The sequence below is a fragment of the Pelotomaculum propionicicum genome, assembly GCF_048984525.1.
Classification (GTDB): domain Bacteria; phylum Bacillota; class Desulfotomaculia; order Desulfotomaculales; family Pelotomaculaceae; genus Syntrophopropionicum; species Syntrophopropionicum propionicicum_A.
Genome location: NZ_JBMGJC010000011.1, coordinates 57,870 through 76,549, shown reverse-complemented (window position 1 = coordinate 76,549; position 18,680 = coordinate 57,870). Strand labels below are relative to the sequence as shown.

Below are 18,680 nucleotides of genomic sequence, written 5' to 3'. Positions count from 1 at the left end.
TCACTCCCTAAAAGTTACTAGTTCAACACCAAGTGTAGGGCGTGGCAATTGGATTTGAGGTGCGTCATCGACCCGGTTGTGGATATACATATTGTTGAGTTCACTGACAGCTTTTTCAAAAACAGGTTCAGTGCGATCTAACAGTACAACAATTTGAGCCTCACTCCATAAGTGCCTCCACTTTAAAAAGGCAAGCCCCCCATCAAATATTACAAATTTTGGCTGATCCTTTTTTTCGTTTTTGTATCTTCGAGTTTTCGTTGGGAAAATGTCCGCACGATAGCTCTCATTCAACCTTTTAACTCGTACTATGTCTTGAAGTGTTCCCTTAAACAGATCAGTCCCCTTTTTAACAGCAAATTCTGTATTAACAAGCTCGTCTGTTAATAACTTTGAGTTACCTACGATCAAAACTTCAAGGACAGAGTTTAAAACAAATTCCGTGATGTTAATCTCGTTTAAAAAGCCGGAAATAAATCGTTCATTGAAATCAATTTCTTTTCCCTTCTGTGCGTTTTTAGGCAACTTAATTTCAGCAATATCTGTAATAAAAAGCTTGTCCACTTCTAAAGGTCCTAAAAAAGTTATGGGTGCTCTTGAACTCCCCTCGAACTTAATCCTAATTCTAGGCTCTCCCCCAAAAGAATCCGGTCCATCAAACAGTGCTTTCTTCTTTGTTTTCCCGCTTATGAAGATTAATGGGGTTCCAACAGGAAGAGCTCTTATTTTCGAAAAACGTTCGGCCATGTTAACCTTGGTTGTTCGTTCTATTATTGATGCAACAATACCTAAAGCTACAAAACAGGCCGCAAATGCCCTTGTTGGCATTGAAATTCCAACCACTACCCTGTTTAAAGAATTGTTAGCTTGTGCAAGTGATTCACCGCAGCTAATATAAAACAAGCACCAACTAGGAAGTGGTACCCACTGTTGACTGTCATAAAAGCTAATGCCACTTAAATTCATAGACGTCACCAACTTACTAGGTTTATTCCCATTGCCAGGTGGAAGTTACATTCTTTAAATGTTTTCTCTAAATGTTTACAAACTCCTACTATATAATCTTTGTGTTGTACCTTGTTACCATTATTCTCCACGGCAACAGATATATCCTACCAATTGAGGAGGACTTTCCCGAAAATTATCGAAATAAGGAAAAAGCAAAAAAGACCCCCTGAAAAATAGGTGGTCATTATGGTTGGGTTTAAATAGTTAGTAAAATAACAAATGGATTGGGGGCTTTTAAATGGATGTGAACTCTTTTTTGCAAAAGGAACTTATTAGGAGAAGCCTTAATAGAGTTAATGCCGTAGAAGCAGCTAGATGGCTTGATGAGGCTGGCATCCTTAATGATTCCATTCATCGCAGAGGAAAACCCTTAAGAAATTTACTTAGAGAAGGAAAAATATTGGGTTCGGTGCAGGAACCGCCAAGACCTAATGGAAGGTGGTTTATTGAAAGGGTGAAATCATAAGTCCAAGGATATTTCAACACTTGACACGAACCTCTGGCTGCCAAGCACTTACTTTTAACGATTTGACCTCTGGGGTTGTGCATCTTTTAACGATTTGCCATGTAATCGTTAAAAGATAGTATTACGGCAAAAAAACAGCCCACCCGAAGGTGAGCCGTGAAGGGTGTTATTTCTTTTTGTGGTCACTGACGGAACTTACTTTAACACCAAGGACATCTGAAATAGCCGCCGCTCGGCGGTCTAACAAGTCACCAAGTGTATCTTTTTCTTCTTCGCTAAGTTTGCCCTTGTGAACTTTTACGAAATCTTTTACAGCCTTATCAGCATCGTATAAGTCACTATTGTCGGTGTAAATGGTAGGTTGCTTTTTCATAAGATTTCTCCTTTTAGATTTAAATCAGGCGCAGTTCTTTAAGTAGTTTTCGACCCATGTCTGGTGTGTGCCAAGTGTAAAGCCGTGTTCTGATGCCAGAGCAGTTTTCATCGCTGAAGCATTCCGTCCCTTCGGAAGATTTCGAAGGTGTTCGCAAACTCCGAATGCCTCACCGTGATTGATAATTTTATTGACCACTTCTGTTGGGTTTTCTGGAAGTACATCCATAACTGGCATAGCAACCTTAACAGATGCCTGTGGGTTGTTGATAGCAATAGGCTCAGACTTGATGCCTTTGAATATTGCAGTTAGAGGGTCCCAATTCTTATAGACCACATAACCCGCTCCAATAGCAGCGATAGCGCCTCCGGCAATGAGGATACCTGTTTTGTGTTTTTTACCCAAGAGATGAAACTGTGTTCATGATTATCGATGTTCTTTTTTTCTTTGTTCATAAACAACCTCCATATGTATTGATTTTTAGTTTGGCTTATGATACCTTAATATGTGCGGACATTAATTCCTCGTATCATCATTATTATAGGATTTTAATGTATGAATGTCAATGGAATCAGATAAGAGCGGGTGCGGTCACTTATTGATGTTTTGTCCGCAGTTGGAGGAAATATGGGTAACAAAGAAAAAAACAAAGTTTCTATTGATCGAAAGTGCTTTGAAGAAGCATTAAAACTGCGTAACAGCAGTATCAGAAAATTGGGAGTAGTGACTGGTGGTGTTGGCTGGTCTGAAAAAACAATCCGCCGTGCTCTTATCGATGGACAGATTTCATCAGAATTACTTGATGATATTGCTCAACATCTTGATATAGATCCGAAATACTTATCCGGCAAGTATCACCGAAATGCGGAAAAGTATGAAGACCCATATATTCGAGCATTGGCATTGTATAATCTAAAAGCTGAACGATATCCGTACCTCCTAAAACAACAAAGAGATAAAATTGATGATCATTTTCTTTATGATCGTTATTTGGAAAATATCCTCATAATACATAACTTGTCACTCAAGCAGTTCAATAATCTACCTTTTGAAATTAGAAAGAAGATGCAACTTGAACTGGAGGAATCTATTTGCAGAGTTCTGACAAAATACTTTGACAAGGATGCATTTGGAAAGGAATTATATCCGGATATTTATAAGCTGCATAATGATATAGACAATTATGACCCCGACTTTAAAGAGCCGCCACCAGAGTTTTTTGAAGAAATGATGAGAGAGGGCGACAATCCATTTGCGGATACTCCCATAAAATAGCCTATTGTGACTACTCACTTTGCATTAAAATTTAGGCTAAATTTTAAACCTTTTAACGTTTCCTATACTTTTTAATTAAAGGTCGTAATTGCCCTTCAGGGGGGTGCATATTTTAACGAAAGGGTGCAAAAACAAAAAAGCACCGCCTTAAACGATGCTTAATTTAACCTCAAAATCTCCAACAATCCCAGTATTGCTGGGCTTTTTCTTTGTATCAATTATTGAGTTTAAATTTGGTGGAGGCGGGGGGAATTGAACCCACCGTCCGGAAGACCGACCACAGGAGTTTCTCCGAGCGCAGGCTGCAGTTTAGGTTTCGCTCCGCGGGCGCCTACAGCCGGGCTCCCTTGGAACTATCTCGATAGATCTTACTTAAGCCCTCCGAGAATTGGACTCAAGCCAGCCCGTTTAAATGACCCCCTGGCCCGGGCCACGGGCCCAGCGCGGGTAGGAGGTTAGACAGCAATTAAGCTGCTAAAGCGTATTCGTTATTGGCAATTAATGTTTTTCCACCGTTTTGCGGGCTGATGGACACCCCGGCTCGCTCCTCCTGCCACCGCTTCCCCCGTCGAAACCTTGACGCCCCCATATATTATCGGGTTTATTCGACCCAAGGATTAAACGTGACAGTAAATATATTAATATGTTTTCATTCTTTCCTTGACCGCCCGGTCCATTTCCCTCCTCGCGTCCCTCTCGGCGGCGTCTTCCCTGCGGTCATAGAGCTTTTTGCCTTTGGCCAGGGCCAGCTCGACCTTGGCCAGGCCGTTTTTGAAGTAAACCTTAAGCGGGATCAGGGACAGTCCCTTTTCCCTGGTCTTGCCCAAAAGCCGCATGATCTCCTGCTTGTGCATCAGCAGCCTGCGGGTGCGCTTGGGCTCGTGGTTAAACCTGTTCCCCTGCTCGTAGGGGCTTATATGCATATTATACAGCATCAGCTCTGCGTTTTCAACGCGGGCATAGCTATCCTGCAGGTTGGCCTTGCCGGCGCGCAGGGACTTGACCTCGGTCCCGGTAAGGGCTATGCCGGCCTCGTATGTCTCCAGGATGTGATATTCATGCCTGGCCTTTCGGTTTTCGGTAACGGTCTTAACAGCCATAGGGCCCTCTCCTGAAAAATAAACCCTTTTCCGGTCAACGACTGGAATAAGGGGTTTTGTGACACTCATCTCAAATGCAATATTAATTATAGCAGTGCCCTGCTTTTTGTCAAGGTGTTTAAGGAGCACATATGTCTGTGTGACGTCTGTCGTTTAATGAGGCTCGACATGGGAACGGGGACACACCTCTATTTTATGCAACCTATATCGTTTAATGTTACCAGACAGTGGAATGGGGACACATCTCTCTAATAAGCATTCCTTTGCGGTCGGAGAAATGTCCCCGATCGGAATGGCTGAGGAATGTCCCCGATGGAATGTCCCCGATTACAGCTTCAATTCTTTGGCGATACCCTGCATGGCTTCCAGCCCCAGCCCCATGAATTCCTCCAGGGTAAGGCCGGTTTCCGAGCAGGCTTTAATCGTTTCCCTGTTGGCGCCGCGGGCGAAGCTTTTCTCGCTAAAGCGGTTTAACAGAAAAGGCACGTCTATTGCAGCCAGTTTCTTCTCCGGGCGGATCAGCGCTCCCGCCACGATCAGGCCGGTCAGCGGGTCGGTGGCGTAAAGAGCCTTGTCCATCAGGGAAATTCTCGGCAGGCCGTGGCGGGAGTTATGCACCTTCACCGCGTACACGATGTCGTCGGGCAGCCCGAGCCCGGCCAGGATTTCCGCTCCCTCCATGCTGTGCCTCGCAGGGTCGTCCTTGGTCCGGTCATAGTCGATGTCGTGCAACAGGCCGGCCAGGCCCCATTTCTCCACATCCTCGTTAAAATGCTCCGCCAGCCTGCGCATAACAGCCTCAACGGCCAGGGAATGATTGAAAAGGTTTTTATTGGTCAGGTTTTTTTTGAGAAGAGCAAGCGCCTCGTCTCTGTTCAATCTTCTTCCTCCTTCCGCGGCATCGCTGCCGGCGTAACTTCGAGAAACTTTGCTTTAGCCCGTGCGGCCACCGTCCCGTCCGGCAAGGTAATGCTGGCGGCCATCTCAATCAGCTTGCGTTTTTGTGAAACCATATAACTTTCAATAGTAAGCGTTGCCCCTACAGGAACCACGGCGCTGTAGCGAATGGTCATTTCCGCTGTCATAGCCGTAAGCCCATGCTCCCAGAGCCACTTGCCCATCGCTTCATCCATCATGGTCGCGAGCAGCCCGCCGTGCACCACGTCGTTCCAGCTCTGGTGTTCCCGGGCGGGTGTGAAACGCGAGCGACAGACGTCCCCGTACATCTCAAATCCCATCTTCAGACCGATGGGGTTATTGGGGCTGCAACCAAAGCAGATATTGTTTTCGTCTTTCAGCGGCCTGGTCAAAACATCCACTTCCTTCCGCTAAAAATCAACCGCATAATTCACAAAACAATGCGGTTAAAACTATTTATAAAAAAATGCCGGGTCCTCCCGGCATTTTTATTATCCTAGTGGAACAGGACCGAGCCGATAATCAGCGAAATGGTGCCGGCGACTTTGATCAGGGGGTTCATAGCCGGACCGGATGTGTCCTTGCAGGGGTCACCGACAGTGTCGCCGATAACCGCTGCCTGGTGCACCGGGTTTGGCTGCCCGTCGATCTTTTTGCCGCCCAGGTTACCTGCTTCAATCCACTTCTTGGCGTTGTCCCATGCGCCACCGGCGTTAGACAGGAACAGGGCCATCAGGACGCCTGTCGCCGTAAGGCCGGCCAGGTAACCGGCCAGTGCCAGGGCGCCCAGGCCAAATCCCACAATCAGGGGCATAGCAACAGCCACAAGGCCCGGGAAGATCATTTTTTGGATCGCGGCGCCGGTGGCAATGTTGACGCAGCGGGCGTAATCCGGTTTTGCTGTTCCGTCCATAATACCTTTGATTTCACGGAACTGGCGGCGCACTTCGTTTACCATGCCGAAAGCCGCGTCACCCACGGCGCGCATGGTGGAAGAACCGATTACGAAAGGAATCGAGGCGCCAATCAGGAGTCCCACCAGGACCGTGGGATCGTTCAGGTTAATTACCAGTTTTCCGTTTGTAAGCAGGTGCTGCAGTTTGGGGTTCCTCACTATTTCATCGGCAAAGGCCTGAAACAGCGCCAGCGCGGTCAGCGCGGCAGACCCGATAGCAAAACCTTTGGCAATAGCCGCAGTGGTGTTGCCTACCGCGTCGAGCTTGTCGGTTATTTGTCGGACTTCAGGCGGCAGCTCGGCCATCTCGGCAATCCCGCCGGCGTTGTCGGCGACAGGTCCGAAGGAGTCCATAGCCACCACTATACCAGCGGTAGAGAGCATGCCCATGGCCGCCATGGCGATGCCATAAATGGCGTGGCCCGGCACAATCCATCCGGCTACCCAGAAGGCGAAGTAGATGGCCGCGGCAAAGAACACCATCGGGAAAAACACAGACTCCATGCCCACTGCCAGGCCGTGGATGACGTTCGTAGCCGGGCCGGTCTTGGAGGCCTCGGCGATCCGCAGGCAGGGGGGTTTATTGTTGGCGGTATAGTACTCGGTCAGGGCGCCGATGGCCACGTTGACGATCAGTCCGGCGACGACGGCCAGGAAAATGCCCAATCCCTCGCTGCCGAAAGTCCAGCTGGCCAGGAAATAGACGCCTATTGCTGTCATCACGTTGGTTGACCACAGGCCCACATTAAGCGCCGCCTGCGGGTTGCCGCCCTCACCGGTGCGGACAAAGAAGGTGCCCACTATTGAAGCGATAATACCGATAGCGCCGACCACCAGCGGGAAGAGCGCTCCTTTTACTCCAAAAATCGTGTTGCCGATAATCATGGCCGCGATTGTCGTGGCCGCGTATGACTCAAACAGGTCGGCGCCCATGCCGGCGGTGTCGCCCACGTTGTCGCCCACGTTGTCGGCGATGGTGGCCGGGTTGCGCGGGTCGTCCTCGGGGATGCCCGCCTCGACCTTGCCGACCAGGTCTGCGCCCACATCAGCGGCCTTGGTGTAGATACCGCCGCCGACCCTGGCGAAGAAAGCGATGGCACTGGCGCCGAAAGCAAAGCTGTTGATGACCACGGGGTCTTTATAAATCAAAAATAATACTGAAACTCCCAGCAGGCCGAGTCCCGCCACGGAAAGGCCCATAACCGCGCCGGCGCGGAAAGATACCTTAAGCGCCTTGCCCAGGCCTACGCTCCGGGCGGCTTCAGCCGTGCGGGCATTGGACTTGGTGGTGCTGTTCATGCCTATGTATCCGGCGATAGCCGAGCTGATCGCGCCTACCAGGAATGATACGGCGAGGGCGCCGCCCTGCACGCGCGGGTCCAGCCGCGGCAGTACCAGGACCAGTAAAATAGCGATAACAATGGTGAAAGGAATTAACGTTTTATACTGACGGTTCAGGTAAGCCATGGCGCCTTCCTGGACAGCCTCGGAAATTTCCTTCATCTTTGGCGTGCCCATGGACTCTTTGAGAATGCTGGCAAAAGTCACAAGAGCGAAGAGCAGGGCTACCGCCCCGACAACTGCTCCGATTGCCGCTAGTGTCATTGATTCCTGCACTGGTTCATTTCCTCCTCGTTAAAAACTTTTACTCCCATATTACTAATAACAGACATAGAGCTCCGAATAAAACGGCTACTACGACAGTGACCTTGCCCAGAAGCTCGTCCAATCCCTTTTTCTTGCCAAACAGTGTCTCCGCTCCGCCGGAAATAACTCCGGAGAGGCCGGCGCTCCTGCCCGACTGAAGGACAACTGCGGCAATAAGGGCTATAGAAAGAAGCACTTGAATAACAGTCACTACAATTTTAAGAACGTCCACTAGGGTCCCCTCCTTAACATTGGAAAAATACCAGAAAATATTATATCATAATGTGAAAAATCTAACAATCCAAGGTATTGTCCGGGTATTCTACTCTTTCCAAAAACAACCCTCGCGCCGGAGCTGCCGGCCCCCCTTTCAGACTGTCGCGGCTGGCCAGGATGTCCGCCACATCCCGCGGACCAAGCTTGCCCAGGCCAACCCGGATCAGCGTCCCGGTAATCATCCGGGCCATGTGATATAAAAATCCATCCGCCCGTATATCAATATAAACCAGTTCACTTTCCCTGCTCACCTGTATCCCGAAGAGGTTTCGCACAGTGGTTTTAACCGGCGTCCCCAGCGCCCTGAAAGCGCTGAAATCCTGCTTCCCCACCAGGTGCCGCGCACCTTCTTGCATAGCCTCCGTATCCAGGTCGCGGGGAATATGATAGCTGTATAGCCTGAGAAAAGGAGAAGGCTTTTTCCCGTTATTAATAACATACCGGTAGGTCTTGGACGCCGCCGAAAAACGCGAATGAAACGAGTCCGGTGCTTCTGCCGCCTCCAGGGCGACAATATCCGTCGGAAGCATGCTGTTCAGGGCGTATGCGAGCCTCTCCGGGGGAATTCGCAGATCGCCGGATGCAAAATTAACCACTTGTCCGCGGGCGTGCACCCCAGCGTCCGTCCTGCCCGCTCCAATAACCCTGATTTCTCTTTTAGCCAGCCTGGACAGACTTTCTTCAAAAACCCCCTGGACAGTCAGGAAGCCTGTGCCGCGCTGTTCCTGAAAACCGTGATAATTTGTGCCGTCATAAGCTATGGTAACCTTTATGTTAGCCATGAAGCCCTCAAGTAATCAAACGTTTTCACAAGATTATAAGATTATTTCAAGATATAAAATATTTATTTCACAAGATTTACAAGATTATCAAGATTAACAGGATTGAAGAATAGGAATTATTTAATTAAAATACTTATTATACCTTTTGAATCCTTAAATTTAATATAAATCTTGTAAATCTTTAAAATCTTGTTAACCCTGTGATATATATTTGTTAATCCTGTGATACTTATTTATAAATACCGCAATGCAACAGCCGCTGCCAGCACGGCCAGCGACACGCCGATTACCGCGTAATCCGGGGCGCTGAATTTCAGCGTCCGCATCCTGGTCCGGTTGGCGCCGCCCCGGTAACAGCGGGCTTCCATGGCGACCGCCAGGTCGTCCGCCCGCCGCAGCGAACCCGCAAAGAGTGGAACGAATAGCGGAAGCAGGCTCTTTGCCCATTTGGCCGGGCTGCCGGTGGTAAAACCCGCTCCCCTCGACCGCTGGGCGCTGACCACAACCTCTGCCTCCTGCAGCAGGGTAGGTATAAAGCGCAGGGCCAGGGTCATCATCATGGCTATTTCATGCGCCGGCACTCCCAGCCGCTTTAAGGGAGATATTATGCTTTCCAGCCCTGCCGTAAGCTTGATCGGAGGGGTCGTCAGTGTCGGCAGAAAGGCTGTCAAAATCAGCAGCGACAGGCGCAGGGCCATCTCGCCGCCGGCGACGGCGCCCTCCCGTGAAATCCTCAGCGGCCCCAGTCCGGCCAGTGCTGTCCCGGGCGTTAAAAAGGCCTGGAGCAGAAAAGTAATGGCTAGAAGTATCCAGAGCGATTTGAGGCTTCCTAATAAGATACCCGGAGGCAGCTTCGAGGCCGATAAAGCTACCAGAGCCAGCAGCGCGGCCAGTACGAAGCCCTGCCAGTTGGAGGCGGCCAGGATCGTCGCGGCGGCAGCCAGGACACCGATTACCTTGGTCCTGGGGTCCAGGCGGTGCAGCGGCGAATCTCCGGGGATATACTGGCCTAAAGGAATGCCGCCTAACACGGCGCTTCTCCCAGCAGGCCGGCAATTTCATCCTCAGCCTCGGCGGCAGTCAGCACGTCGGTACGGACCGCTTTGCCCAGCGACCGGAGCTTGTGCATCAGCCGGGCCGGGGCGGGCACGTCCAGCCCTATCGCAGTCAATTCCGCCGCCCGGTTGAAAATCTCCCGTGGTTTGCCTTCCATAACAAGCCGGCCCCTGTCGAGCACCCCCACACGTTCTGCCATAAGAGCCACTTCTTCCATGTCGTGTGTAACCAGGATAATGGTAGCGCCTTCCCGGCGCCGGAACTCCTCGACATGATCCATCAGCTGCCGCCTTCCCTGCGGGTCGAGGCCCGAGGTGGGCTCGTCCAGGACCAGCACTTCCGGCTTCAGCGCCAGGACTCCGGCGATAGCAGCTTTTCTGCGCATGCCCCCGCTCAGGCGAAACGGCGACATCCTGCCTGCTGCGAGCGGGTCAATCCCAACCAGCCGCAGCGCCTCATGCACGCGCTCAGTTACCTCATCCTCGGCGAGGCCCATATTCCTGGGCCCAAAGGCAACGTCACTAAAAACCGTTTCTTCAAAGAGCTGCTGTTCAGGCTGCTGAAAAACCAGCCCCACGCTGCGCCAGAGGTCTCTCCGCCGCTTTTTGTCCGAAGTGTCGATCCCGCATACCCGCACCTTTCCGCCGGTGGGTGTCAGGAGCCCGTTAAAATGCCGGACCAGGGTTGATTTGCCGGAACCGGTGGAGCCGATAATTGCGAAAAAAACGCCCTTTTCTATATCCAGGGAAATACTGTCTAAGGAAGTAACCTGGAACGGCGTACCTGTCGAGTATATATGTGTTAGATTTTCAATCTCAATAATCGGTGAAATAAGAGGCGCCCCCTTCCATAAGTCAGGGTTCCCCCTTAAACTATCCAGGGCTGAAACTGTTCTTTAAATAAGAGACCATATCATCAATAGTAAGGATTCCCGCGGGCAGCGAAAAACCCCGCTTTCTCAAATTGTGCGCTATTTCAGCCGCCGCCGGGAGCTTCAGTCCAAGGCCTTCCAATAGTTCAACCTCTGCAAATACACTTGCGGGCGGACCAGACAGCGCAACTCTGCCGTCCGACAATATAACGACCCTGTCCGCCAAAACTGCTTCCTCCATGAAGTGGGTAACCAGTACCACAGTTACTTTCATGGCCCGGTTCAGGCTGATCAGCGTTTTCATCAGCTCAGCCCGCCCCACGGGGTCGAGCATGGAGCTGGGCTCGTCCAGGACCAGGCACGAGGGACGCATGACCAGCACACCGGCAATAGCCAGTTTTTGCTTCTGCCCGCCTGAAAGCAGGTGGGGGGCATGTCTTGCGTATTGAGACAGGCCGGTCAAACGCAGGGTCTCTTCCACCCTCTTCTGTACTTCTTCAGAAGGCAGGCCCAGGTTTTCAGCGCCGAAAGCGGCGTCTTCCTCAACAAGAGAACTCACAATCTGGTTGTCAGGGTTTTGAAAAACCATGCCCACCCGGCGTCGTATCTCCCAAACATTTTCCGGAGCCGCGGTGTCCATCCCGCCGACAATAACATGGCCGGCCGACGGCTTTAACATGGCGTTAAAATGCCTGGCCAGAGTGGACTTGCCCGACCCGTTGGGACCGACGACCGCGATAAACTCTCCCGCTTTAACATTGAGGTTTACGCCGGACAGAGCCATGTGCTCGCCGGATTTGCCGTGGTTGTACGTATAGGTGAGATCTTTGACTTCAATAAATATTTCTTCCCTGTCATGGGCCGTGAGCTGCGAGTCTTTTGATTCCGGGCCGCCCCTTACATATCCTGCAACATTAGACACCGTCATCTTATCTCACATCCCACGCCCCAATTAAGATCTCTCTACACTAATTCCAAAATCACCATTTCCGCGGCATCGCCACGGCGGTGGCCTACCTTGATTAAACGGGTATAACCGCCGGAACGGTCGGCATACTTCGGCGCAATTGTATCGAATAGCTTTTTGACTACTTCTTCTTCGTACAAATAAGCAAGCGCCTGGCGGCGGGCCGCGAGATCTCCCTGTTTGGCGGTCGTGACCAGCTTTTCGGCAATGCTTTTTACTTCCTTGGCCCTAGTTTCAGTTGTATTGATCCGTTCATCCCGGAAGAGGGATGTGACCAGGTTGCGGAGCATGGCCTTGCGGTGGCCTGTATTAATACCTAATTTCTGGTATCCCACTTTCAAAAAGCCCTCCCTTACTCGTCGTCCTTCCTCAGCGAGAGGCCCAGTTCTTCCAGCTTGTTAATGACTTCTTCCAGGGATTTTTTCCCCAGGTTCCTTACTTTCATCATGTCTTCTTCGTTGCGCTGGATTAGTTCCTCTACAGTATTTATTCCGGCCCGTTTCAGGCAGTTATATGAACGCACTGAAAGGTCCAGTTCCTCAATTGTCATTTCCAGGAGCTTGTCTTTTTGCTCCTCTTCCTTTTCCACCATAATCTCAACGTCGCTTACGCTTTCGGTAAGTCCGATGAAAAGGCGCAGGTGGTCGTTCAATATTTTAGCTGAGAGGCTTGTAGCCTCATCAGGCCTGATGCTGCCGTTGGTCCATACTTCAAGGGACAGTTTATCATAGTCGGTAATCTGGCCGACCCTGGTGTTTTCCACGGTGTAATTTACTTTTTTCACCGGTGTGAAGGCCGAGTCAATCGGTATAACCCCTATGATATGGTCGCCCTTTTTGTTGCGCTCGGCAGTGACATAGCCCCGTCCCTTTGATACTGTTATCTCCATGACCAGCCTGGAGTTCTCGGACAGGGTGGCGATAACGAGCTCCGGGTTAAGGATTTCGACATCCGCGTCGTGGATGATGTCACCCGCCGTTATTTCACCCTCGGTTATCGCTTCAATCCTCAGTATCTTCTCGTCTTCCCCGTAGATCTTTAAACAAAGGCTTTTAAGGTTTAAAATGATGTCTGTGACATCCTCGACAACACCGGGTATGGTTGAAAACTCGTGCAGCACACCGTCTATCTTAACGGATGTTACCGCCGCGCCGGGCAGAGAAGAAAGCAGGATACGGCGCAGAGAATTACCCAGGGTAATTCCGTAACCCCTTTCCAGAGGTTCCACCACAAATTTCCCATAGGTATTATCTTCGTTCATTTCAACGATTTCAATTTTTGGTTTCTCGATTTCGAGCATTAAGGTTCCCTCCTAAGATGGTGCCTGGCAATCAGCGGTCAGCGGCTGGTATAAACGGAAACCACCGCAGCGATATCCGGCAATCAATCCAACAACCAACAACCAACAACCAACAACCAAAATCCTATCTGGAGTACAGCTCTACGATCAGGTGCTCCTGCACCGTGGCATCGATCTGATCCCGCGTTGGCAGATCCACCACTCTGGCCGTGGCCTGTTCAGCCTCTAGTTCCAGCCATGCGGGTGGCGTACGGTCGCCTGCTCGCTCCAACAATTCCTTTAATTTGGGTGATTCCTTGCTTTTTTCCCGGACGGTTATTACATCGCCGACCCTGATTAAGTAAGAGGGGATGTTCACCTTACGGCCGTTCACCATGAAGTGGCCATGGCGGACAAGCTGCCTGGCTTCACTGCGCGATGAACCCAGTCCCAGGCGGTAGATAACGTTGTCCAGGCGCCTTTCCAGAAGGCGAAGCAGGTTTTCGCCGGTGACACCGGGCTGCCGTTCAGCTTTTTCAAAGTACCTTCTGAACTGGTTTTCCAGAATGCCGTAAATCCTGCGGGCTTTTTGCTTTTCTCTCAGCTGCAGCCCGTACTCGGAAACTTTTTTGCGCCCCTGTCCATGCTGTCCGGGAGGATAAGCCCGGCGCTCAATGGCGCATTTCGGAGCGAAGCACCTGTCTCCTTTTAGATAAAGCTTCAGGCCTTCCCGGCGGCACAGCCGGCAGACCGATCCTGTATATTTTGCCAAAAATAGTGCACCTCCTTAAACTCTCCGGCGCTTGGGCGGCCGGCATCCGTTATGAGGAATAGGTGTTACGTCTTTGATCATATTTACTTCCAGGCCGGCTGCCTGCAGGGAGCGAATGGCGGCTTCCCGGCCGGCTCCAGGCCCCTTGACCATAACTTCTACTTCTTTCAGGCCGTGTTCCATGGCCTCCTTGGCAGCGTTCTCGGCTGCCTGCTGGGCGGCGTACGGGGTGCTTTTTCTGGATCCCTTGAATCCTACTCCACCGGCGCTGGCCCAGGAAAGAGTATTGCCTTTGGTATCGGTAATGGTAACTACGGTGTTATTGAAAGTGGACTTGATGTGAGCAATTCCATTTTCTATGTTTTTGCGTTCACGTTTTTTAGTCCTGGCTACGCGACGCGCCATTGAACAACCTCCTCTAACTTATTTTTTTCTGCGGACACCGACTGTCTTCTTTGGTCCTTTGCGGGTTCTGGCATTGGTTTTTGTCCGCTGGCCGCGCACGGGCATACCGCGGCGGTGCCGCAGGCCCCGGTAGCAGCCGATTTCGATTAGTCGCTTGATATTTAGAGCGATTTCCCTGCGAAGATCTCCCTCTACCTTAAGGTTCTTCTCAATAACATCCCGCAACCTGTTTATTTCTTCCTCTGTAAGGTTCTTCACCCTGGTATCCGGGTTAACGCCGGTCTGGGTTAAGATCTGTTGGGACGTGGGCTTGCCAATGCCAAAAATATAGGTCAGGGCTATCTCCACCCTTTTATCTCTGGGCAAGTCGACGCCAGCAATACGTGCCATATTCTATTCAACACCTCCTGTTTTACCCTTGTGTCTGTTTGTGTTTTGGGTTTTCACAGATTATCATAACCTTACCGTTCCTGCGAATAATTTTGCATTTTTCGCACATAGGTTTAACCGATGGCCTGACTTTCACCATCAATCCCTCCTTAAATCGGTTGTCAGTCGTCAGACGTCGGACGTCGGATTGCTTGTTGGAATTCTCTAAAGCGAATTCCTTCTTAAATCTGACTGCCCGCTACTGACTACTTACTACTGATTTCACTTGTAGCGGTAAACTATTCTACCGCGTGATAAGTCATAAGGGGAAAGTTCCACCATTACCCGGTCTCCTGACAGGATCCGGATAAAGTTCATCCTGATTTTCCCCGATACGTGCGCCAAAACCTTGTGACCGTTTTGCAGCTGAACGCGGAACATCGCGTTCGGCAGCGGTTCGATCACGGTTCCTTCAACCTCGATCACATCTTGCTTTGACATCAGAGATACAGTAAACCTCCTTATATTAAAATGGACACTATGTTTACCGCCATCTGTAAAAAGGCTGAATTTCCAAAGCATTTGTCGATATTTACCGCCCTGTCAACGTTTTTACAGTGGCAGTTGACTGACAAGACTCTTTAGTTCCTTCCGGACATCCTCGTTGGTAACCCTTTTGCCGATTTGCGCCTTCTCAAAAATATTACCTGCGACAGTATTATAAAATTTCAAGTGTTTAATATTTTTATTTTTAGGCTTTTCCACTTTTCGCCCTTCACCATCTGCAACCCGGACCCTGGTTTCGTTTTCAATCTGGACTACCAGGTAGAACATACCGCTGTCCCTGCCCTGTATTGAAGAAACCAGCTGCCCGATCCGCACCTCATTCTCTGACATGTTCCATCCTCCTGAGACGCGGTTTTTGAGCCGCTATGATATATTCCACGTCTTACGTGTAATGTCTCACGTCTTTGTAAGTATCTCCGGTTGATCGTCGGTGATTGCAATCGTATGTTCGAAATGGGCTGAAAGTTTTGCGTCTAAAGTTACCACAGTCCAGTTGTTTGAAAGAGTTCGCACTTCATAAGTGCCCATATTGATCATCGGTTCTATCGCTAATGTCATTCCCGCCTTTAACCTGGGGCCTCTCCCGGGCTTCCCAAAGTTTGGCACCTGCGGGTCCTCGTGCGGCTTTTTGCCGATCCCGTGGCCTACATAATCACGGACCACGAAAAACCCGTAACCCTCCGCACAGGTCTGCACGGCATGAGAAATATCTGACAGCCTGTTTCCCGCCTTGGCCATGGCGATCCCTTTATACAGGGATTCTTCCGTAGCTTTTAACAGTTTTAAAACTTCAGGGCTGACATCTCCCACCGGGTAAGTGGCGGCACTGTCACCGAAATAACCATTTATTTCCGCCCCGATGTCAATACTGATAATATCACCGTTTTCCAATTTTCTTAAACTCGGGAACCCGTGCACTACCTCCTCGTTCACGGATGCGCAGATCGTGTACGGAAACCCGTAAAGCCCTTTAAAAGCGGGCTTGGCGCCCTCTTTAACAATAATCTCCTCTGCCAGCCTGTTCAGCTCCAGAGTTGTCATCCCCACCCGGATTACCCTGGCCAGTGCGGCGTGTGTTTTAGCCACCACCCGCCCGGCCTCACGCATATAAGAAAGTTCCCTCTCGGATTTACAGCTTATCATGTCGGCACCTACTTAATAAAGCCCTGGTAGCTGCGCATCAGAAGGTGTGATTCAACCTGTTTCATGGTATCAAGAGCGACACCCACGACAATCAGGAGGGACGTGCCTCCAAAGTAGACGTTGGGTATTTTGGTGGCCAGCAGCACAAAGTTCGGCAGGATCGCGATCAAAGCCAGGAATAAAGCCCCGGACAGGGTAACCCTGCTCATGATCCTGCTGATATATTCAGCGGTGGGCCGTCCAGGGCGCAGACCCGGAATAAATCCACCGTACTTTTTAATGTTGTCTGCCACATCGTTCGGGTTCATAACTACCGCGGTATAAAAATAAGTAAAGCCAATGATCAGCAGCGCATAGATTATTGTGTGCACGGCAGTTCCCCAACCCAGGTACGTACCGTAAAAATTCGCCACCGCGCTGCCCTGGAACATCTTAATGATGGTCTCCGGGAACATCAGCAGGGATGAGGCAAAAATGATAGGCATAACGCCGGCCTGGTTTACTTTTAACGGCAGGTGTGTAGTCTGCCCCCCGTATACCCTGCGGCCTACTACTCTTTTCGCGTAACGCACCGGGATGCGGCGCTGCCCTTCCTGCACCGCTACCACGCCCGCTATTACCAGCGCCGCGATGACTGCAAGGAGTATAAGGCTGATAATGTTTATCGTTCCAGCGTTAAGGTATTCGCCAAGCCTGGCCGCGCCCTGCGGTACCCTGGAAACAATTCCGGCGAAGATTAAGAGTGAAATGCCGTTGCCGATACCTCTTTCAGTTATCTGCTCGCCCATCCACATCAGGAAAGTGGTCCCGGCTGTGATGGTAAGCGCGGTCATGGCATAAGCCAGCGGACCGGGGTTCTGCAGCGACCCGCTGACGCCCACAACCATACCGATACCCTGGATGTAAGCAAGGATAACGGTAAGGTAACGGGTATACTGGGTAATCTTTTTACGTCCTTCCTCGCCTTCTTTTTTAAGCCGCTCCAGGTGCGGTATTACCACCGTCAGCAGCTGCAGGATAATGGACGCGTTGATGTAGGGCATGATACCCATGGCAAATACGGAGAAGTTCTTTAAAGCGCCGCCGGATATGATATCAAAAAAACCGAAAATGACACCGCTGTTAACCAGGTCGGCGAACCGTTCCGGATTAACCCCCGGTACCGGTATGTGCGCACCCAGCCTGAATATAAAGATCATACCAAGCGTATAAAGAAGCTTTGTCCTTAATTCAGAGACCTTAAACGCAGTCTTGAAACTTCCCAGCAATTAAATCACCTCAGTTTTGCCACCGGCTGCCGCAATCTTTTCTTCAGCCGACTTACTAAATGCCTGGGCTTTAACTGTAAGGGATTTTTCCAGGTTGCCTTTACCCAGTATTTTTACGCCATCGGCTGTTTTCTTGATTACCCGGGCGGCGAGCAGTGTTTCTGGAGTCACCACATCTCCGTCTTCGAATCGATTCAATTGGCTTATATTAATCGCTATAATTTCTTTAGAAAAAGGATTATAGAACCCGCGCTTGGGCATGCGGCGCTGCAGCGGCATCTGTCCGCCTTCAAAACCGGGTCGCACACCGCCGCCGGAGCGGGAATTTTGCCCCTTGTGACCCCTGCCGGCCGTTTTGCCCAGGCCTGAACCGATACCCTGACCCTTGCGGGTCGGCTTTGTCCTTGCTCCGGGAGCCGGCCTTAAATCATGCAGTTTCACTTGTCCCACCTCCCTTATGCTTCCTCAACCTTAAGCAAATGGCTGACTTTATTTATCGCGCCCCTGATTTGGGGTGTGTCTTCCTGTATGACGAAACGGTTTGTTTTGGTCAGGCCCAGGGTGCGCACAGTGACCCGCTGGTCTTCCGGGCGGCCGATCAGGCTTTTGACCAGGGTTATCTTCAACTTAGCCACAATCTTCCCTCCTAGCCTAACAACTCTTCTACAGTCTTTCCTCTTAACCGGGCAACATCTTCAATAGTCTTTAAACTCGCTAATCCGACCATGGTCGCGCGGACCATATTATTGGCGTTATTTGATCCAAGTGACTTGGTGAGTATGTCGCGTATCCCGGCCAGTTCCAGAATAGCCCGCACCGGGCCGCCGGCGATAACACCGGTACCGGGGGCGGCAGGTTTTAAGAGAACTTTGCCCGCGCCAAATACTCCAGTAACTTCATGGGGAATGGTCGTGCCGGTAATAGGAACTTCTATCATTGATTTTTTTGCGTCTTCAATACCTTTGCGGATAGCTTCCGGAACTTCCCCTGCCTTGCCGAGTCCGTAACCGACGTGACCATTGCCGTCTCCGACCACCATCAGAGCTGAAAAGCTGAATCTCCGTCCGCCCTTGACCACTTTGGCCACACGGTTGATATAAACCACTTTTTCTGTCGTTTCCAGTTTGCTGGCGTCAATTCTCGCCATCTATTTCCCTCCTTTTCACCGTAATCCAGGAATATC

The 18,680-nt window shown here is 50.5% G+C and carries 27 protein-coding genes and 1 other RNA gene; 2 read left to right on the top strand and 26 right to left on the bottom strand.

What is annotated here, in order from left to right:
• Positions 1-903, bottom strand: coding sequence for a hypothetical protein (locus ACOBQJ_RS13025; RefSeq protein ID WP_421072184.1), 903 nt, complete (start codon positions 901-903; stop codon positions 1-3).
• Positions 904-1,246: 343 nt separating this feature from the next.
• Here ACOBQJ_RS13025 and ACOBQJ_RS13020 point away from each other — a divergent pair, with 343 nt between their 5' ends.
• On the top strand, positions 1,247-1,474 hold the full coding sequence (locus tag ACOBQJ_RS13020) for a hypothetical protein (RefSeq protein ID WP_421072183.1): 228 nt from the start codon (positions 1,247-1,249) through the stop codon (positions 1,472-1,474).
• A gap of 166 nt (positions 1,475-1,640) precedes the next feature.
• Here the strand turns inward: ACOBQJ_RS13020 and ACOBQJ_RS13015 are convergent, their stop codons facing one another.
• Both ACOBQJ_RS13015 and ACOBQJ_RS13010 read right to left on the bottom strand, forming a co-directional pair.
• The gene (locus tag ACOBQJ_RS13015) at positions 1,641-1,847 is read right to left on the bottom strand and encodes a hypothetical protein (protein ID WP_421072182.1); all 207 of its coding nucleotides are present in this window, start codon (positions 1,845-1,847) and stop codon (positions 1,641-1,643) included.
• 24 nt (positions 1,848-1,871) lie between these two features.
• A complete protein-coding gene (locus ACOBQJ_RS13010; protein ID WP_421072181.1) occupies positions 1,872-2,252 on the bottom strand; it encodes a hypothetical protein in 381 nt (126 codons plus the stop codon).
• 222 nt (positions 2,253-2,474) lie between these two features.
• Here ACOBQJ_RS13010 and ACOBQJ_RS13005 point away from each other — a divergent pair, with 222 nt between their 5' ends.
• Positions 2,475-3,122, top strand: a complete 648-nt coding sequence (locus tag ACOBQJ_RS13005; protein ID WP_421072180.1) for a hypothetical protein — start codon at positions 2,475-2,477, stop codon at positions 3,120-3,122.
• 234 nt (positions 3,123-3,356) lie between these two features.
• Here ACOBQJ_RS13005 and ssrA read toward each other — a convergent pair.
• The 23 genes from ssrA to rpsE form a co-directional block, all read right to left on the bottom strand.
• Positions 3,357-3,709: a transfer-messenger RNA gene (gene ssrA, locus ACOBQJ_RS13000) on the bottom strand.
• A gap of 51 nt (positions 3,710-3,760) precedes the next feature.
• Entirely contained in the window at positions 3,761-4,222 is a 462-nt protein-coding gene (smpB, locus tag ACOBQJ_RS12995; RefSeq protein ID WP_421072179.1) for an SsrA-binding protein SmpB, read from the bottom strand.
• 327 nt (positions 4,223-4,549) lie between these two features.
• Positions 4,550-5,101 (bottom strand): HD domain-containing protein, encoded by a 552-nt coding sequence (locus ACOBQJ_RS12990; protein ID WP_421072178.1) that lies wholly within the window; start codon positions 5,099-5,101, stop codon positions 4,550-4,552.
• Entirely contained in the window at positions 5,098-5,532 is a 435-nt protein-coding gene (locus ACOBQJ_RS12985) for a PaaI family thioesterase (protein ID WP_421072177.1), read from the bottom strand. The genes ACOBQJ_RS12990 and ACOBQJ_RS12985 overlap by 4 nt, the downstream gene beginning before the upstream one ends.
• Positions 5,533-5,636: 104 nt before the next feature.
• Positions 5,637-7,700, bottom strand: coding sequence for a sodium-translocating pyrophosphatase (locus ACOBQJ_RS12980; protein ID WP_421072263.1), 2,064 nt, complete (start codon positions 7,698-7,700; stop codon positions 5,637-5,639).
• Between the two features lie 40 nt (positions 7,701-7,740).
• The gene (secG, locus tag ACOBQJ_RS12975) at positions 7,741-7,974 is read right to left on the bottom strand and encodes a preprotein translocase subunit SecG (RefSeq protein ID WP_421072176.1); all 234 of its coding nucleotides are present in this window, start codon (positions 7,972-7,974) and stop codon (positions 7,741-7,743) included.
• A 61-nt stretch (positions 7,975-8,035) separates the two neighbouring features.
• On the bottom strand, positions 8,036-8,800 hold the full coding sequence (gene truA / locus ACOBQJ_RS12970; protein ID WP_421072175.1) for a tRNA pseudouridine(38-40) synthase TruA: 765 nt from the start codon (positions 8,798-8,800) through the stop codon (positions 8,036-8,038).
• A gap of 233 nt (positions 8,801-9,033) precedes the next feature.
• The gene (locus ACOBQJ_RS12965; RefSeq protein ID WP_421072174.1) at positions 9,034-9,831 is read right to left on the bottom strand and encodes an energy-coupling factor transporter transmembrane component T family protein; all 798 of its coding nucleotides are present in this window, start codon (positions 9,829-9,831) and stop codon (positions 9,034-9,036) included.
• Positions 9,825-10,652, bottom strand: coding sequence for an energy-coupling factor transporter ATPase (locus ACOBQJ_RS12960; protein WP_421072262.1), 828 nt, complete (start codon positions 10,650-10,652; stop codon positions 9,825-9,827). Before ACOBQJ_RS12960 ends, ACOBQJ_RS12965 begins: the two co-directional genes overlap by 7 nt.
• A 76-nt stretch (positions 10,653-10,728) precedes the next feature.
• Positions 10,729-11,571: an energy-coupling factor transporter ATPase gene (locus ACOBQJ_RS12955; RefSeq protein ID WP_421072261.1), complete on the bottom strand. Its 843-nt coding sequence runs from the start codon at positions 11,569-11,571 to the stop codon at positions 10,729-10,731.
• Positions 11,572-11,690: 119 nt separating this feature from the next.
• Positions 11,691-12,029, bottom strand: coding sequence for a 50S ribosomal protein L17 (gene rplQ / locus ACOBQJ_RS12950; protein ID WP_421072260.1), 339 nt, complete (start codon positions 12,027-12,029; stop codon positions 11,691-11,693).
• Between the two features lie 17 nt (positions 12,030-12,046).
• Positions 12,047-12,994, bottom strand: a complete 948-nt coding sequence (locus ACOBQJ_RS12945) for a DNA-directed RNA polymerase subunit alpha (RefSeq protein ID WP_421072173.1) — start codon at positions 12,992-12,994, stop codon at positions 12,047-12,049.
• Between the two features lie 124 nt (positions 12,995-13,118).
• Positions 13,119-13,745: a 30S ribosomal protein S4 gene (rpsD, locus tag ACOBQJ_RS12940; protein WP_421072172.1), complete on the bottom strand. Its 627-nt coding sequence runs from the start codon at positions 13,743-13,745 to the stop codon at positions 13,119-13,121.
• A 15-nt stretch (positions 13,746-13,760) separates the two neighbouring features.
• On the bottom strand, positions 13,761-14,150 hold the full coding sequence (rpsK, locus tag ACOBQJ_RS12935) for a 30S ribosomal protein S11 (protein ID WP_421072171.1): 390 nt from the start codon (positions 14,148-14,150) through the stop codon (positions 13,761-13,763).
• An 18-nt stretch (positions 14,151-14,168) separates the two neighbouring features.
• Entirely contained in the window at positions 14,169-14,540 is a 372-nt protein-coding gene (rpsM, locus tag ACOBQJ_RS12930) for a 30S ribosomal protein S13 (protein WP_421072170.1), read from the bottom strand.
• Positions 14,541-14,562: 22 nt separating this feature from the next.
• Positions 14,563-14,676: a 50S ribosomal protein L36 gene (gene rpmJ / locus ACOBQJ_RS12925; protein WP_421072259.1), complete on the bottom strand. Its 114-nt coding sequence runs from the start codon at positions 14,674-14,676 to the stop codon at positions 14,563-14,565.
• 125 nt (positions 14,677-14,801) lie between these two features.
• Positions 14,802-15,020 (bottom strand): translation initiation factor IF-1, encoded by a 219-nt coding sequence (gene infA, locus ACOBQJ_RS12920; RefSeq protein ID WP_421072169.1) that lies wholly within the window; start codon positions 15,018-15,020, stop codon positions 14,802-14,804.
• 111 nt (positions 15,021-15,131) lie between these two features.
• The gene (locus ACOBQJ_RS12915; RefSeq protein WP_421072168.1) at positions 15,132-15,416 is read right to left on the bottom strand and encodes an RNA-binding protein; all 285 of its coding nucleotides are present in this window, start codon (positions 15,414-15,416) and stop codon (positions 15,132-15,134) included.
• 66 nt (positions 15,417-15,482) lie between these two features.
• Entirely contained in the window at positions 15,483-16,229 is a 747-nt protein-coding gene (gene map / locus ACOBQJ_RS12910; protein WP_421072167.1) for a type I methionyl aminopeptidase, read from the bottom strand.
• An 8-nt stretch (positions 16,230-16,237) separates the two neighbouring features.
• Positions 16,238-17,497 (bottom strand): preprotein translocase subunit SecY, encoded by a 1,260-nt coding sequence (gene secY / locus ACOBQJ_RS12905; RefSeq protein WP_421072166.1) that lies wholly within the window; start codon positions 17,495-17,497, stop codon positions 16,238-16,240.
• On the bottom strand, positions 17,498-17,938 hold the full coding sequence (rplO, locus tag ACOBQJ_RS12900; protein ID WP_421072165.1) for a 50S ribosomal protein L15: 441 nt from the start codon (positions 17,936-17,938) through the stop codon (positions 17,498-17,500).
• Positions 17,939-17,952: 14 nt separating this feature from the next.
• Positions 17,953-18,132: a 50S ribosomal protein L30 gene (gene rpmD, locus ACOBQJ_RS12895; protein ID WP_421072164.1), complete on the bottom strand. Its 180-nt coding sequence runs from the start codon at positions 18,130-18,132 to the stop codon at positions 17,953-17,955.
• A gap of 11 nt (positions 18,133-18,143) precedes the next feature.
• Positions 18,144-18,644: a 30S ribosomal protein S5 gene (gene rpsE, locus ACOBQJ_RS12890; RefSeq protein WP_421072163.1), complete on the bottom strand. Its 501-nt coding sequence runs from the start codon at positions 18,642-18,644 to the stop codon at positions 18,144-18,146.
• Between the last annotated feature and the right edge of the window lie 36 nt (positions 18,645-18,680).

Excerpts from the sequence above, each read along its gene's own strand:
- map (WP_421072167.1), bottom strand. The coding sequence starts at position 16,229 with ATGATAAGCTGTAAATCCGAGAGGGAACTTTCTTATATGCGTGAGGCC.
- ACOBQJ_RS12915 (WP_421072168.1), bottom strand. The coding sequence starts at position 15,416 with ATGTCAGAGAATGAGGTGCGGATCGGGCAGCTGGTTTCTTCAATACAG.
- infA (WP_421072169.1), bottom strand. The coding sequence starts at position 15,020 with ATGTCAAAGCAAGATGTGATCGAGGTTGAAGGAACCGTGATCGAACCG.
- ACOBQJ_RS13015 (WP_421072182.1), bottom strand. The coding sequence starts at position 1,847 with ATGAAAAAGCAACCTACCATTTACACCGACAATAGTGACTTATACGAT.
- rpsM (WP_421072170.1), bottom strand. The coding sequence starts at position 14,540 with ATGGCACGTATTGCTGGCGTCGACTTGCCCAGAGATAAAAGGGTGGAG.
- ACOBQJ_RS12945 (WP_421072173.1), bottom strand. The coding sequence starts at position 12,994 with ATGCTCGAAATCGAGAAACCAAAAATTGAAATCGTTGAAATGAACGAA.
- smpB (WP_421072179.1), bottom strand. The coding sequence starts at position 4,222 with ATGGCTGTTAAGACCGTTACCGAAAACCGAAAGGCCAGGCATGAATAT.
- rpsE (WP_421072163.1), bottom strand. The coding sequence starts at position 18,644 with ATGGCGAGAATTGACGCCAGCAAACTGGAAACGACAGAAAAAGTGGTT.
- truA (WP_421072175.1), bottom strand. The coding sequence starts at position 8,800 with ATGGCTAACATAAAGGTTACCATAGCTTATGACGGCACAAATTATCAC.
- ACOBQJ_RS13020 (WP_421072183.1), top strand. The coding sequence starts at position 1,247 with ATGGATGTGAACTCTTTTTTGCAAAAGGAACTTATTAGGAGAAGCCTT.
- ACOBQJ_RS13005 (WP_421072180.1), top strand. The coding sequence starts at position 2,475 with ATGGGTAACAAAGAAAAAAACAAAGTTTCTATTGATCGAAAGTGCTTT.
- rpsK (WP_421072171.1), bottom strand. The coding sequence starts at position 14,150 with ATGGCGCGTCGCGTAGCCAGGACTAAAAAACGTGAACGCAAAAACATA.
- ACOBQJ_RS12980 (WP_421072263.1), bottom strand. The coding sequence starts at position 7,700 with ATGACACTAGCGGCAATCGGAGCAGTTGTCGGGGCGGTAGCCCTGCTC.